The following is a 14150-nucleotide window of genomic DNA, read 5'->3' on the forward strand; positions in this document are numbered from 1 at the left end:
CTTCAACAACGGTTGAGGTCAACCCAGCGGCGCCGTCACCACCCATGTGGTGTCGGCCACGTAGTTGGCCGGGTTGTCCGACGGCCGGGCGCCGCCGTTGGACGCGATCCACAGCTCGCTGTTGTAGTGCCGCAGGTACATGTCCGGGAAGTTGTACGACTGGAACCGCACCCCGGCCTTGGCGCAGAAGGTCGCGTCGGCGTTGAAGACCGCGGAGCCGTCGCTCGCCGCGAGCTTGACCCGGTAGTCGTTGTGGCGCAGGTACCGGCCGGGGAAGTTGCGCGACTCGAAGGAGTAGCAGGTGTTGTCGGCCAGGCCCGGCACCACGTCGAACGTGGCGTCCTCCCGGTCCAGCACCGGCGAGGAGGCGCTGATCTGGCTCAGCACCCCGAGGCTGGACTGGTGCCGCACGTACCGGTCGGTGAAGCCGGGCGTGGTGGCCCGCAGCGAGTGGAAGCCGCCGGCGACGCTCACGTCGCTGCGGAACCAGGGGGTGCCGATCCGCCAGGTCGTGTCGGCGGCCCAGTTCGTCGCGCTGTCGTAGGCCGACGTACCGCCGTTGGCCGCGATCCAGACCTCCGAGTTGTAGTGCCGCAGGAACCGGGTCGGGAAGTTGTACGACCGCAGTGAGACGCCCGGTCCCCCGTTGCCGTCGGCGGCGCAGAACGTGGCGTCGGCGGCGAAGAGCGCGGAGCCGTCGTCGGCCGCGAGCTTCACCCGGAACGCCTGGTGCCGCAGGTACTGGCCGGGGAAGTCGCGCGCCTCCAGGGAGTAGCAGGCGGCGCCGGCCAGCCCGGGCCGCAGCACGAACGACGCGTCGAGCTTGTCGGTGGCGGAGTTGCCCGCGGCGATGACGCTGGTGACCGCGAGGTTGCTCTGGTGGCGCAGGGTGCGGTCGGTGTATCCGGGCGTGGTGACCCGCAGCGAGACGCCCTGCCCCACCGGCAGGACCGGGGTGGCGCCACCGGTGGTCGACAGCTGGATGACGGTGACGGAGTTGGCCGGGAAGGTGTGCGTGAAGCTGGGCCCGGCGCCGCGCGTCGTGGTGACCGGCACGATGGCCGTCGGGCTGGTGATGGAGTTGCGGCCGTTCGGGTCGCCGGTGAGCGTGGTGACGGTCGCGGTGCCGCCGACGCTCGCCGCACCGGTCACGTTCACCTGGGTGTCCACTGTGGATCCGGACCGGTTGACGACGGTGACGGCGACGGCGCCGCCGGTGGTCCGGGTGGCGACGTGGGTGAGGCCGCTGCCGCCGCTCAAGGTGGTGGGCACGACGTGGTCGCCGACGGTGGTGCCGAACATCTTCTGCACGTAGTAGGACGGCGAGCCGTAGGAGCTGACGGCGTTGAAGCCGATCAGGTTCGACGACCACTGCCAGTCGTCCACCGAGGTGAGCGCCGGGGCGTAGGCGGCGCCCATGACCAGGTCCGCGTTGCGGACGAGACCGGTCATGAAGGCGGCCTCGGCGAGCGCGCCGGACAGCGTGCCCGTGGGGTTGGTCGAGCTGCCGTTGGTGACGCCGTACTCGCCGACGAGGACCTTCGGGCCGTTGCGGTCGGCGCCGTCGTAGCGGGTGGCGAGCGCGGCGAACGCGTCCGGGTCGTTGTTGTAGTAGTGGTCGTCGATGACGTCCATCGGCCGGCTGGTGACCGCCCTGGTGGCGATGATCTGCAGCTGCGGGTAGCGGGCCTTGATCGCGTCGTACAGCATCGGGTAGCGGTAGGCGTTGTAGCTGTCGGTCCGGTCGAACCAGTCCTCGTTGCCGATCTCGACGTAGCGCAGCGGGAACGGCGCCGGGTGCCCGTCCGCGGCGCGCCGGGCGCCCCACGTGGTGTTCGTGCCGCCGGTGACGTACTCGATCTCGTCGAGCGCCTCCTGCACGTACTGCTGCATCTCGCCCTGCGGGGTGACGCTGCCGTTGAGCGTGTAGCCGGCGAAGACCCCGAGCATCGGCTCCGCGCCGGCCTGCTCGGCCATCTGCAGGTAGTTGATCAGGCCGAACTGGTCGGTGGACCAGTACCCCCAGGCGTCGTTCTGATGGCCGGGCCGCTGCTCGACCGGGCCGATGGTGTTCTTCCAGGCGAAGCGGTTGGCGATGACGGCGCCTTCGAGGTAGTTGCCGCCGGGCACGCGGAAGAAGCCGGGCCTGGTGTCGGCCATCAGTTGCTCCAGGTCGCGGCGCAGGCTGCCGGTCGCCTGGAACGTCGGGCCGATCGCCTGCACGACGTCGAGCCAGACCGACTGGCCGGCGCCGGCGCCGTTCGCGGCGATGACGAACCGGTTGGCGGTCGACACCGGCGCGCCCGGGCCGGTGGTGAGCGTGGTGGTGAACTTCTGCCAGCCGGTGCCGAGGCCGGAGACGCTCGACGTAGCGTGGACAGCACCGCCGGTGCTCTCGATGGTGACCGTGAGCGGACCGGTGAAGCCGGTGGTGGCCCGCGCCCAGAAGGCGACCTGGTAGGTGGTCGAGGGCCGGACACCGATGCCGTAGAAGCCGCCGTTGGCGGTGCCGACGCGCTGCCCGGGGCCGTTGCCGGTGACGGTGAGGCGCAGGGACCGCTGGTTGGCCGCGTTGAGCGGCCCGGCGGTGTCGGCCGCGATGCTGCCGGTGCCGCCACCGGCGGTGACCAGCGACCACGACGAGGGCGGGTTGGCGGTGCCTTCCTTCATGGTGCCGTTGCGGACCACGTTGGCGAGCAGTCCGCCCTCCATCGAGTGGTTGATGTCCTCGATGATGTGGCCGAACTGGTAGGGCCCGACGGCCGCGGTGGTGTGGCCGGCGTCGACGGTGAGCGTGGCGGTGGCGGCGAAGGCGGGCGTGACGACCGACACCACGGCCGTCAATGTTACCGCTAACAGCAGCGGCAGACGGATCTTGACCATGTGAGAAGCTCCTGGATTGCTGGCGGGCAATGCGGTCAGCCTGGAGGCGGTCCCACATTCAGTCAAGACCCTGGATGTTAACGCTCACGTCCCGGGACGCATTTCATCGCCCGTTGACATGCGCCGGGAATCGGGGTCAACATGTGTTGGCCAACAGTTGTTGACATCGACGAGGAGGATGCCATGAAGACCGTCGTCGTCGGCGCCGGGCCGACCGGGCTGCTGCTCGCGGGGGACCTCGCCGCCGCGGGCACCGACGTGACCGTCCTGGAGCGGCGCACCAACGAGTCCAACCTGACCAGGGCGTTCGGCGTGCACGCGCGGACCCTGGAGCACCTCGACGCCCGCGGGCTCGCCGACGAGCTCATCGCGACCGGGACGCCGGTGTCGAGGCTGCGGCTGTTCAACCGCGTGCGGGTCGACCTCGGTGTGCTGCCGACCCGCTTCCCGTTCCTGCTGATCACCCCGCAGTACCACGTGGAGCGGCTGCTGGAGCGGCGGGCGCTGGACCTGGGCGCCCGCATCGTGCGCGGCGCGACGGTCACCGGGCTGCGCGGGGACGCGGTCCTGACCGAGGACGGGGCCCACCCCGCCGACTACGTCGTGGGCGCCGACGGCGTGCACAGCGCCGTGCGCGAGGCGATCGGCATGCCGTTCCCCGGCAAGGCGGTGCTGCGCTCGATCATGCTCGCCGACGTGCGGCTCACCGACGCGCCGCGGGACGTGCTCGCGGTCAACGCCGTCGGCGACGCGTTCGCGTTCGTCGCGCCGTTCGGCGACGGGTGGTTCCGCGTCTTCTGCTGGGACCGGCTCGCGCAGCGGCCCGACAGCGCGCCGCTGGAGCTCGACGAGGTCCGCGACGTGACCCGCCGGGCGCTCGGCACCGACTTCGGCATGCGGGAGGCGCGCTGGCTGTCGCGCTTCCACAGCGACGAGCGGCAGGTGCCGCAGTACCGGCAGGGCAACGTCTTCCTCGCCGGCGACGCCGCCCACGTGCACTCCCCGGCGGGCGGGCTGGGCATGAACACCGGCCTGCAGGACGCGGCGAACCTGAGCTGGAAGCTGGCCGCGGTCGCGCAGGGTTGGGCCCCCGACGGACTCCTCGACACGTACCAGAGCGAGCGGCACCCGGTCGGCGAGCTGGTGCTGCGCAGCAGCGGCGGGCTGATCCGCCTCGCGATGCTGCACTCCCGCGCCGCGCGGGCCGGCCGCAACCTGCTCGGCGGGGCGCTGCTGCACGTGCCGACGATCATGCGCAAGGCCGCCGGCACGGTGTCCGGCATCGGGATCGACTACCCCGACGCGCCCCGGCAGCCCGACGTGCTTCTTCCTCCGGATTCGCGCCTGTACGAGCTGCTGCGGGCCGGACGGCACGTCCTGCTCGCGCCCTCGGCGCCGGTGGGTTACGACGACCGCCTGACGCACGCGTTGAACGACCGTTTTGTCCTCGTCCGGCCCGATGGCCACACCGCCTGGACCGGCACAGAGCGGGAGCTTCCGGTCGCGCTGCGGCGCCACCTCGGCCCGCCACGGTGATCCGCGACACCCCCCGTCCACGTTGCTCTTGACATGGGAGCGGTGATCCATGTGTCATGCCCGTCACAGAGCGGCTCTCGTTGGGTTGCCGCCGACGCCGGACCGCCGCCGCGGGCCCGGCGGCGGCGCACACGGGGACGACGGACGCGCCTGCGAGACGTGCCGGGCCCCGCGCCGCCACGGGGGGCCCGGCACCTCGCTTGTCCTAGTTGTGGCCCAGCCTCGCTTGTTCTAGTTGTGGCCCAGCCTCGGCTTGTCGCCCTCGCGCTCGACCACCACGAACTGCCCCATCATCCCCTCGTCCTCGTGCCGCAGGACGTGGCAGTGGAACATGTACGCCGTCGTCGGGTCGGCGTAGTCGGCGAACGCGGCGATCACCGAGTAGCGCCGGCCGGGCTCCAGGAACAGGGTGTCCTTCCAGCCACCGAGCTCCGGCGGCGGCGCGGCGCCGTCGACCGACAGCACCTGGAACTGCACGTCGTGGATGTGGAAGCTGTGCGGGGTGCCGTGCCCGTTGGCGACGTTCCAGACCTCGGTGGTGTCCTTGACGACGACGGCGTCCACCCGGTCCATGTCCATCCCGTCGTCGTTGATGTCGCGGCCCTGGAACGTGAAGGTCCGCCGCTGCGCCGCCTGCTTCGGGTCCAGCCGCTGGATGTCGGCGAGCTTCTCCGGCAGCGTCCCGGCCTTCAGGTCGCCGGCCGCCCGCAGCTGCAGCACGTCGAACGAGTCGCGGCCGCCGTGGAACCTGCCGAGGCCGGTCGCCCGGCTGCGCAGCTCGACCCGCTCCCCCGGCCGCATCGCGACGACGACCTCGGCCCGCTCCCCCACCGACAGCCGCACGTGATCGGTGCTGTACGGCGCGGCGAGCAGCCCGCCGTCCGTGCCGATCATCGTGAGCGGGCGGCCGTCGGACATCGTGAAGTCGTACACCCGCGCCGTCGACGCGTTGAGCAGCCGCAGCCGCACCAGTGTGGTCCGCACGTCCAGGAACGGGCCCGGGGTGCCGTTGACGAGGAGCTCGTCGCCGAGGATGCCCACGTCGCTGCCGAACCGGTCGCTCATGCTCAGCTGGTCACCGTCGAAACCCTTGTCCTGCACGACGACCGGGACGTCGTCGACGCCGTACTCGTGCGGCAGCCCGGCCGGCTGCTGGTCGTCGTCCAGGATGAACAGGCCGGCGAGGCCGCGGTAGACCTGCCGCTCGGTGCGGTCACTGGGGTGCGGGTGGTACCAGAGCGTCGCCGCCGGCTGGTCGACCGTCCACGCGGCCTGGTAGTCACTGCCGGGCGGGATCGGGTGGTGCGGCCCGCCGTCGACCTTCGCCGGCAGGTGCATCCCGTGCCAGTGCACGGTCGTCGGCTCGTTGAGCCGGTTGTGCACGTTGACCGCGACCCGCTCGCCGCGCGCGGCCCGCAGGGTCGGGCCGAGGTAGCTGCCGTTGTACCCCCAGGTGCGGGTGTTCGCGCCGTGGCCGAGGTCGCTGGCGCCGGGCTGCGCGGTCAGGTCGAAGACCCGGGTGCCGTCCGCGCCGACGGTCGACGGCGCGAGCGGCGGGATCTTGAGCGGCCGGTCGAACGCGACCTTGCCCACGGTGTCCACGGCCGTGCCGGACACCAGCCAGACGACGGCCGCGACGCCGCCCCCGCAGAGCAGGAGCAGCAGGCCCAGCCCACCGAGAAGCCACTTGCGCACCGTCGTCCCCTTCACCGTTCACCGTCATAGGTAGCTCTGCTACATGTAGCTTCGCTGCTCACGGCGATCCCCACATCGGGGAAAACCTCAGGGACAACCCCCAATCGCACCGTCCCGGGCTCCGCGATACTTGGCGGGTGGTTATCGACGCGTACGTGACCTCGCTCGGCGCCGCGCTGCGTGGCCCGCGCGCGGCGAAGCGGGAGCTGCTGACCGAGGTGCGCGACAGCCTGCACGACGCCGCCGCGCACCACGAGTCGGCCGGCCTGCCGGCCCCGGCCGCGGCGCGGCTGGCCGTCGACGAGTTCGGCACGGTCCGCGAGCTCGCCGCGGATTACCAGCGCGAGCTGGCGCTGCTGCAGGCCCGCCGGACCGCCCTCCTCGTCGCCGGCGCCGTCGCCGCCCAGCAGGTGATCTCCGAGGTGGCGTGGCGGTCCGCGGCCACCGGCTGGTCGTGGCAGCCGAGCTGGGGATACATGGTCCTCGCCCGCACCGTCGACTACGCCGGCTACTCCGTCGTGCTCCTCGGCCTGCTCGCCGCCGTCGCCTGCGGGGCCGGCAGCCGCTTCGTCAGCGTCGGCGGCGGCTTCGCCCGCGCGACGGGGATGGCGGCGATCGGCGTCTGCGCGTTCTTCGTCCTCGGCGGGGCGGCCCTGTCGGCGCTGAGCCCCACCTGGCACGCCACGACGTCCGCCAGCCTGTCCCCGCCGGCGCTCGCCGCGGCGGTCATCACCACCGCGACGCCGGTGTGGATGGTGTATTCGGGGCTGCGCTGCCTGCGGGCCGCCGCCCCGACGCGGTCAGCCCTGGGCCGGCACCCGGTCCAGGAAGCCTAGGACCTGGTTGATCCGGCCGTCCGCGGCGACGGTGACCACGTCGAAGCCCGCGACCGGCGCCTCCTGCCCCGGCAGCCCCATCTCCCAGCCGAACCGCGCCTGGTCGTGGTGGCCGTCGACGGCGCCGAGCGGGGTGATGACGAAGCCCGGGAACTGGGCCTGCACGCCGCCGATCATCCAGTCGATCTCCGACTGGCCGCGGGCCGCCGCCATCGGGTCGGCGAACGTCACGTCCTCGGTGAACAGCGCGTCGATCGCCACCCGGCGGGCCTGCGGGTCCGTCTCGTTCCACACCTCGATGTACCGCTTGACGATGCTCTCGTAGTCGCTCATGCCGTTTTCGCTCATGGGTTCAGCCTGCCGGCGCCCGCGCGCCCGGTCGATTCCCCGCGAGGTAATGGCGACGCTTCCGTCCGGGTTCGTACCATCGCGGCATGACGCAACCTGTGGGGGTGTTGCTCCGGGAGTGGCGGGAGCGGCGCAGGCTGAGCCAGCTCGAGCTGTCGATCCAGGCGGAGATCTCGACCCGGCACCTGAGCTTCGTCGAGACGGGCCGCTCCAAGCCGACCAGCGCGATGATCCTGCGCCTCACCGAGCACCTGGAGGTCCCGCTGCGGGACCGCAACGCGCTGCTGCTCGCCGGCGGCTTTGCGCCCGCGTACCCGGAGGGCGGGCTCGACGCGCCGCAGCTGCGGGCGGTGCGGGCGTCGCTGCGGCAGGTGCTGACCGGGCACGAGCCGTTCCCGGCCGTGGTGGTGGACCGGCTGTGGACGATGCTCGACGCCAACGCGCCCGTCCACCGGCTGGTCGCGGGGGTGGCGCCGGCGCTGCTGGAGCCGCCGGTCAACGTGCTGCGCCTGTCGCTGCACCCGGACGGGCTCGCGCCGCGGATCGTCAACCTCGGCGAGTGGCGGGCGCACCTGCTGGGCCGGCTGGACCGCCAGGCCCGCACCACCGGCGACCCGGCGCTGTCCGACCTGCTCGCGGAGCTGTCGGCGTACCCGGGCGGCGACGGCCCGGCGCCCGGCCCGCACGACGTCGTGGTGCCGCTGCGGATCCGCCAGGACGGCGTCGAGCTGCGGTTCTTCAGCATCACCGCGGTGTTCGGCTCGCCGCTGGACGTCACCGTCGCGGAGCTCGCCATCGAGTCGTTCTTCCCCGCCGACGCGGCCACCGCGGCGGCGCTCGGCACGGCGCTCGGCGCCGCCTGACGGTGGCACGTTTCTGGGATTCGAGGAAGTGCGGCCGGCCGTAACGTCATATGCATCGCAAGGCCACACCGAAGAACTTCCCACACCAGAAGGAGCACCAAATGAGCGAGTACGACGGCGGCTACGACGGCGGCACCGACTACGGTCACGTCGAGACCGGCGAGAACCACGAGGCGCTGGACCAGCTGCACCAGGTCGACGCCAGCCAGAACAACTACGACTCGCAGTTCAACGTCTACGAGCAGGACCACGCGTCGGCCGAGAACACCAGCTTCGACCAGGGCCACCACGTGTCCGTCACGGACCCGAGCGGCGCGCGGTACGAGGAGTCGGACTTCACGTCCTACGACCACTCCGCCGCCGAGACGGACCACGTGTTCGCCGCGGAGGGCTCCGAGTCGGCGTCCTCGAGCGAGTTCCACGAGCTCGAGGCCCTGCAGGCCCGCCTGGACAGCGCGTTCGGCTCGGCGACCGAGCTGCACACCAACGGTGGCCCGGCCATCGCGGGCAGCTGAGCTCCGCACGACCGAAGCTCCTGACGGTGTGGTTGACCGCGCCGGCCCCTGGATTCAGCCCCTGGGGCCGGCGACCCACCAGAGCTGTTCAGATCACCTACGCACTCGGTTGTTCGACTTCGTTCGGGTGTCCGGGACTGTCCGGACATTCCCGGCCGCCCGAACGAAGTCGGCCATCCGGGTGCGTTTTGGTGTTCATTCAGTAAGAAACGCGACCGGTCCTTGATCACACGGACGATCGGCCACACAATGCCGCCCATGGCGCGAATCGGAATCGGTGACGCCGTGGCGATCTGGCGGCACCGCCGCGACCGCCGCCGCCGGCAACAGCAGCAACACAACAACCAGCAGCACAACCAGCAGCAGCGCCGCCGCAACCGCGACAGCGGCGACGGGTGCGACTGCGACGCCTGTGACTGCAACCCGTTCATGCTCGGCTCGCTGCTCGGCCTGATGGCGATCGCCGCGCCCCGGCGGGCACCGCGCCGCACCACGACCGGCCCCGGCCGCGCGGGCGTCGCCGCGATCCGCGGCTACCAGCGCTGGCTGTCGCCGCACCTGCCGACGCACTGCCGGCACTTCCCGACCTGCAGCGACTACGGGTTGCAGGCCGTCCGGCGGTACGGGCTCGTCGAGGGCTCCCGGCTGACCGCGGCCCGCATCCGGCGCTGCAACCCGTCGACCCCGCACGGCACCAAGGACCCCGTGCCGTAAACCGCGTTGCCCGCCCGCGACCCCGGCGGCCACGATGGTGGTCATGCAACCGGACGTGGCGTGGGCCTTCGAGGAGGCGCTGCGGGCCGGCGAGGACCGCCGGTGGGAGCTCGTCACGCACCTGCACGTCCACGGCGGCCGGGAAGCGCTCGGGATCGCCGCCCGGCTCGGGCGGGCCGCCGAGCCGTCCCGCCGCGAGCTCGCCGCCGAGGTCCTCGGCCAGCTCGGCACCGTGCTCGGCCCGCCCGGTCCCAACCCCGGGGCCGCTCCTGTTCATCGGGCCACGCCTGGCCGCAGTGCCGCCGACGGGCCGTTCCGGGACGAGGCCACGGCGCTGCTGCTGGCGATGATCGCGCGTGAGGACGACCCGGCGGTCCTGTACAGCCTCGCCGTGGCGCTCGGGCACATGGCCGGCGAGGGCAGCGTCGCGCCGCTGGTGCGGCTGCGCGCCCACCCGGACGCGGACGTGCGCGGCGGCGTCGTGTTCGGGCTGCTGGGCCGCGAGACCCGGGCCGCCCTCGACGCGCTGATCGAGCTGTCCGCCGACGACGAGCCCCGCGTGCGCGACTGGGCCACGTTCGGCCTCGCCCGGCAGAGCGACGCCGACTTCCCCGCGCTGCGCGAGGCGCTGGCCGCCCGGCTCGACGACGACGACACCGACACCCGCGCCGAGGCGGTGCACGGCCTGGCGGTCCGCGGGGACGAGCGGGCCATGCCGCGGCTGCTGTCGTTCCTGGCGGACCCGGATCCCGTCGCCGACCTGCTCGTCATCTTCGAGGCGATGTGCGAGCTCGCCGCCGCGACGGGCGATCCGCGGCTGCTGCCATATCTGGAGGCGGAGCTTTCGTCGTACACCGGCGAACCCCCGGAACCGGAGCTGCTCCGGGCGCTCGAACGATACGGCCGATTCCATTGACTATCAGAATGCAATTCGGAATTCGGCTCTTGACGCCTTGAAAAGCGCGCAACGTGGGCGTGTTAGGCTCCTGACCTGGACTGCCCCGCGGGTCTACCTAGAGAGTTGCGCATGAGCAATCACCGGTCCGTCGTCATCAACGGCGACCTCGGCAGTGGCAAGAGCACCGTTTCGGTGGAGCTCGCCGGCCGGCTCGGACTGCGGCGCATCAGCGTCGGCGACATGTACCGGCAGATGGCCGAGGAACGCGGCATGACCGCGCTCCAGCTCAACCTCCACGCCGAGCTCGACGACGCGATCGACAGCGCGGTGGACGAGCTGCAGAGCAACATCGCCAAGTCCGGCGAGCAGCTCATCGTCGACAGCCGGCTCGCGTGGTTCTTCTTCCACGACGCGTTCAAGGTGCACCTCATCACCGAGCCCAACGAGGCGGCCCGTCGCGTCCTCGCCCGCCCGCACAGCGAGGTGGAGCGTTACGCGACGCTGGAGGAGGCCAAGGAGCGCCTGCACGGCCGCAGCGAGAGCGAGCGGGTGCGGTTCCTGACCCGGTATGGCGCCGACAAGCTGCGCCTGCGCAACTACGACCTGGTCTGCGACAGCACGCGGGCGCGGCCGGACGACATCGTCGCGATGATCGTGGACGCCTTCGAGGGCCGCCTCGGCGGCGACATCCTCCGCGAGCGGCCGCCGCTGCTGCTGCTGGACCCGATGCGGATCTACCCGACCCGTTCGCTGGACTCCCTGGACTCGGTGGACGGCGCCTTCGTCGCCTCGATCGGCGACGCCGGGCCGGAGGCGCTGGAGCCGCTGACGATCGGGCACTCCGGGCCGGACTACTACGTCATCGACGGCCACCGCAGGCTCAGCGCCGCCGTGCAGAACGAGTTCCGTCTCGTGCCCGCCAGCCTGCTGGCCGAGGGTGAGGAGCCGGTGACCGCGCGGCTGAGCGCCAACGACTACTTCCGGGTGCACGTCACCGACGAGGTGGTCTCGGCGTGGCAGCGGGCTCACAAGATCGAGCTTCCGGTACCTGCCCTGGTTGAGTAGTCCTACTCAGGCCTTTCGCCACATGGCGGACGAGACTCGTCCGCATGACAACACCAGTGCCCACGAAGACCACCACGGCATTCTTCCTGCAGTCCGCGGTCTCGTTCGGGGTCGCGGTGGTCGGCCTCGGTATCGGCATCGCCTACCTGCCGGTCAACCAGTGGATGCGTGCGTTTCTCGCCATCGGGTTGCTCTACACCGTCACGTCGGCGTTCACCCTTGCCAAGTGCGTCCGTGACCACCAGGAGTCCGCGGGCGTCGTCCAGCGGGTCGATCAGGCGCGCCTGGACAAGCTGCTGACCGACCACGACCCGTTCCGCTCTTAGCTTCTCCGTTTCTCGTCCTAGTTTCTCCGTTTTTTCGGACATTTCGGTTCTGTCAGCGCTCGGGTGGCCGCCCGGGCGCTGCCGCATGAGGTGATCGGCTAGATCACACCCGTCATGACTAGGCCAGACGGCGTACTAGCTGTATGGTTCAGCGCAACGTGGCGACCTTGAAGGGCGCCATACTGATCGCGCACGATTGAGTGATCTGGACCACTCTCGGCGCGCGCCGATATGCCCGATCCGGGGCTATCGTGCGGCTTTCCAGTCGTGCTATTTCTTAGGCGTGACTTAAGAATCCTAAAGGTTGCCACAACGGCACTCCGTAGGGTTTCACTCCCCTGGCGAAGCGTGGGATGCTTCGACCCGGAAAACGGTTACGCAAGGTTGCGAGCGACGTACCGAACGCCGATCTTGACGGCATTGCCGAGAATGAATCGCGCCCGGTTTCTCGCCAGACATATGCAGTCGAAAGTAAGGAGCGGAATCACCAACCGAGCATTCACGCCGAAAAGCTCCGACAGGCCAACGTGCCGCGTCGACTGACGGATGTCGACTGATCCGGGAGGATTCCCAGCACATGAGCACGCACGACAACGCTTCCACCAACCGCCGCCCGTTACGACGCACGAGCGTGGGCTTCGTCGCCGCGGCACTCTTCGCCACCGGCGCGCTGAGCGCCTGCAAGGACCTGCCGGCGACCGGCTCGGCGCCCCGCCCCTCGGCGAGCGGCGCACAGCCCTCCGGCTCGGCCGGCACGGGCACCGCGCCGTCGACGTCCGCGTCTCCCGTGGCGTCGCCGTCGAAGAGCGCCGGCAGCTCGACCAGCGCCAAGCCGCCCGCGCCCGGTGGCGGCGGTGGCGTGCCGGCGACCTACACGGTCGCCGGGTACCCGGCCGCGCACAACACCGGCTACCCGCAGGGCCTGCCGGGCGACACGCGCAAGAAGGTGACGCTGACGCCGTACACCGGCCCGATGACGATCACGGTCGCCGGCACGGTCATCGACGGCAAGGACATCAACGGCCACATCGAGATCAAGGCCAAGAACGTGACGATCCGCAACAGCCGGATCCGCGTGGCCAACGTGCAGGCCGTGACCTCCACCGACGACAACGCCAACCTGCGCATCGAGGACACCGAGATCGACGGTCAGCTCAAGGACGCGTCGACCGGTGGTATCGCCCTCATCGGCCGCACCGGCTACACCCTCCTGCGGGTCAACGCCCACGGCTCCGGTGACATCCTGCGCATCGACGGCCGCGGCACGGTCCAGGACTCCTGGCTGCACGACCCGGGCGGCACCGGCTCCGCCCAGCACAACGACGTCATCCAGTCGACGAACGCCATCTACATCCGCATCCTGCACAACCGCCTGGAGAACCAGCACACCCAGACGTCGTGCATCCTGCTCAAGGCCGACATCGGCTCCATCAACGACGTCGTGGTCGACAGCAACCTCATGAACGGCGGCGGCTACTCCTTCTACTGGTACGACGCCAACTACAAGATCACCAACGGCAAGATCACGAACAACAAGTTCATGCGCCAGTCCGGCGGCGGCTTCTGGCCCAAGGGCGGCTACTACGGCACCCAGGCCTTCCAGGCGTCCCAGCTCCCCCAGTGGAGCAACAACACCTGGAACGACAGCGGCCAGCAGATCGGCATGTAATTCAGGCAGGACCATCAGGCAGGGGCGCGGCGCCATCCACTGGCACCGCGCCCCTGCCTTTTCCCCGCAAGCACACCATCGGCTTTGCGGACTGGTCGTGAAACCACCGAACGATTGCCCCGACGGCGCCGGACCATGCGAGAACGCGACCAGGGAACATCACCGCAACCACAGCACACAGACGGCACCCACAAGCACCGACCCACCACCATGATCGAAGGACAACCCCGGCCGCCCGCACAGCCACCACGCGACTTCGATCACGCCAACCGCGGCCACGACCGACCCACAGGGAACCACGACGGCGGTGGCCAAACCCGCGGCCACGTGCGTTGCGCCGGTTGTGAACCACGGCACGGACCGCAACCACGCGACCTGGCGCTCGCCCCCCAGCCGGACGGAAGAACCCGCCTCCGCGCTGGCCTGTCCTGTTACCCACATGGATCGGCGAACCCGCACGCGGAAAGCAACCACCGGGATGGCGAACCCGAACTCCTCAAGCCACCACCATGATCGAAGGACGACCCTGGCCGCCCGGACGGCCACCACGGTAACTATTCAGGTAGGGGTGGGAGCCAGGGGTTGCCGGTGAGGGCGTGGCGGAGTGCGGTCAGGGTGTTCTGGCCGTGTTTGGTGGCGGTGGAGATGTAGCTGCGGACTTGGAGCCAGTGGTGGGCTCCGGTGGTGGTGCGCCAGGCGCCGCTGATCTTCATCTGGATTTTGGTCATGCGGATGTCGCGTTCGGCTTGGTTGTTGTCGAACGGGACGCGGAGGTCTCGGGTGAAGCACCAGATTTCGGGGG

The 14150-nt window shown here is 70.6% G+C and carries 13 protein-coding genes; 9 read left to right on the forward strand and 4 right to left on the reverse strand.

Going from position 1 to position 14150, the window contains the following annotated elements; translation table 11 throughout:
* Positions 1-18: 18 nt before the first annotated feature.
* Entirely contained in the window at positions 19-2883 is a 2865-nt protein-coding gene (locus ABD332_RS44715) for an AbfB domain-containing protein (RefSeq protein ID WP_344510428.1), read from the reverse strand.
* 183 nt (positions 2884-3066) lie between these two features.
* On the opposite strand from ABD332_RS44715, the gene ABD332_RS44720 reads away from it, so the two are divergent.
* Entirely contained in the window at positions 3067-4419 is a 1353-nt protein-coding gene (locus ABD332_RS44720; RefSeq protein ID WP_344510430.1) for an FAD-dependent monooxygenase, read from the forward strand.
* A gap of 231 nt (positions 4420-4650) precedes the next feature.
* On the opposite strand, the gene ABD332_RS44725 is transcribed toward ABD332_RS44720, so the two are convergent.
* Positions 4651-6114: a multicopper oxidase family protein gene (locus tag ABD332_RS44725; protein ID WP_344510432.1), complete on the reverse strand. Its 1464-nt coding sequence runs from the start codon at positions 6112-6114 to the stop codon at positions 4651-4653.
* Between the two features lie 137 nt (positions 6115-6251).
* Here ABD332_RS44725 and ABD332_RS44730 point away from each other — a divergent pair, with 137 nt between their 5' ends.
* Entirely contained in the window at positions 6252-6950 is a 699-nt protein-coding gene (locus ABD332_RS44730) for a permease prefix domain 1-containing protein (protein ID WP_344510434.1), read from the forward strand.
* Here ABD332_RS44730 and ABD332_RS44735 read toward each other — a convergent pair.
* Positions 6915-7298, reverse strand: coding sequence for a nuclear transport factor 2 family protein (locus ABD332_RS44735; RefSeq protein WP_344510436.1), 384 nt, complete (start codon positions 7296-7298; stop codon positions 6915-6917). The genes ABD332_RS44730 and ABD332_RS44735 overlap by 36 nt on opposite strands.
* 86 nt (positions 7299-7384) lie before the next feature.
* On the opposite strand from ABD332_RS44735, the gene ABD332_RS44740 reads away from it, so the two are divergent.
* The 7 genes from ABD332_RS44740 to ABD332_RS44770 all read left to right on the forward strand — a co-directional run bounded on the left by ABD332_RS44740 (position 7385) and on the right by ABD332_RS44770 (position 13348).
* On the forward strand, positions 7385-8161 hold the full coding sequence (locus ABD332_RS44740; RefSeq protein ID WP_344510438.1) for a helix-turn-helix domain-containing protein: 777 nt from the start codon (positions 7385-7387) through the stop codon (positions 8159-8161).
* Positions 8162-8262: 101 nt separating this feature from the next.
* Positions 8263-8676: a hypothetical protein gene (locus tag ABD332_RS44745; protein WP_344510440.1), complete on the forward strand. Its 414-nt coding sequence runs from the start codon at positions 8263-8265 to the stop codon at positions 8674-8676.
* 258 nt (positions 8677-8934) lie between these two features.
* On the forward strand, positions 8935-9390 hold the full coding sequence (gene yidD, locus ABD332_RS44750) for a membrane protein insertion efficiency factor YidD (RefSeq protein WP_344510442.1): 456 nt from the start codon (positions 8935-8937) through the stop codon (positions 9388-9390).
* 43 nt (positions 9391-9433) lie between these two features.
* A complete protein-coding gene (locus ABD332_RS44755) occupies positions 9434-10306 on the forward strand; it encodes a HEAT repeat domain-containing protein (protein WP_344510443.1) in 873 nt (290 codons plus the stop codon).
* 111 nt (positions 10307-10417) lie between these two features.
* A complete protein-coding gene (locus tag ABD332_RS44760; RefSeq protein WP_344510445.1) occupies positions 10418-11353 on the forward strand; it encodes an AAA family ATPase in 936 nt (311 codons plus the stop codon).
* 44 nt (positions 11354-11397) lie between these two features.
* The gene (locus ABD332_RS44765; RefSeq protein ID WP_344510446.1) at positions 11398-11679 is read left to right on the forward strand and encodes a YiaA/YiaB family inner membrane protein; all 282 of its coding nucleotides are present in this window, start codon (positions 11398-11400) and stop codon (positions 11677-11679) included.
* Positions 11680-12256: 577 nt separating this feature from the next.
* Positions 12257-13348 carry a right-handed parallel beta-helix repeat-containing protein gene (locus tag ABD332_RS44770; protein WP_344510448.1) on the forward strand — a complete coding sequence of 364 codons (1092 nt, stop codon included), beginning with the start codon at positions 12257-12259 and terminating at the stop codon, positions 13346-13348.
* A 554-nt stretch (positions 13349-13902) separates the two neighbouring features.
* Here ABD332_RS44770 and ABD332_RS44775 read toward each other — a convergent pair.
* Positions 13903-14150 (reverse strand): IS66 family transposase (locus ABD332_RS44775; RefSeq protein WP_344504042.1); only part of this gene is annotated, 248 nt, incomplete at its 5' end.

The sequence above is a fragment of the Dactylosporangium maewongense genome (assembly GCF_039531485.1).
Classification (GTDB): Bacteria; Actinomycetota; Actinomycetes; order Mycobacteriales; family Micromonosporaceae; genus Dactylosporangium; species Dactylosporangium maewongense.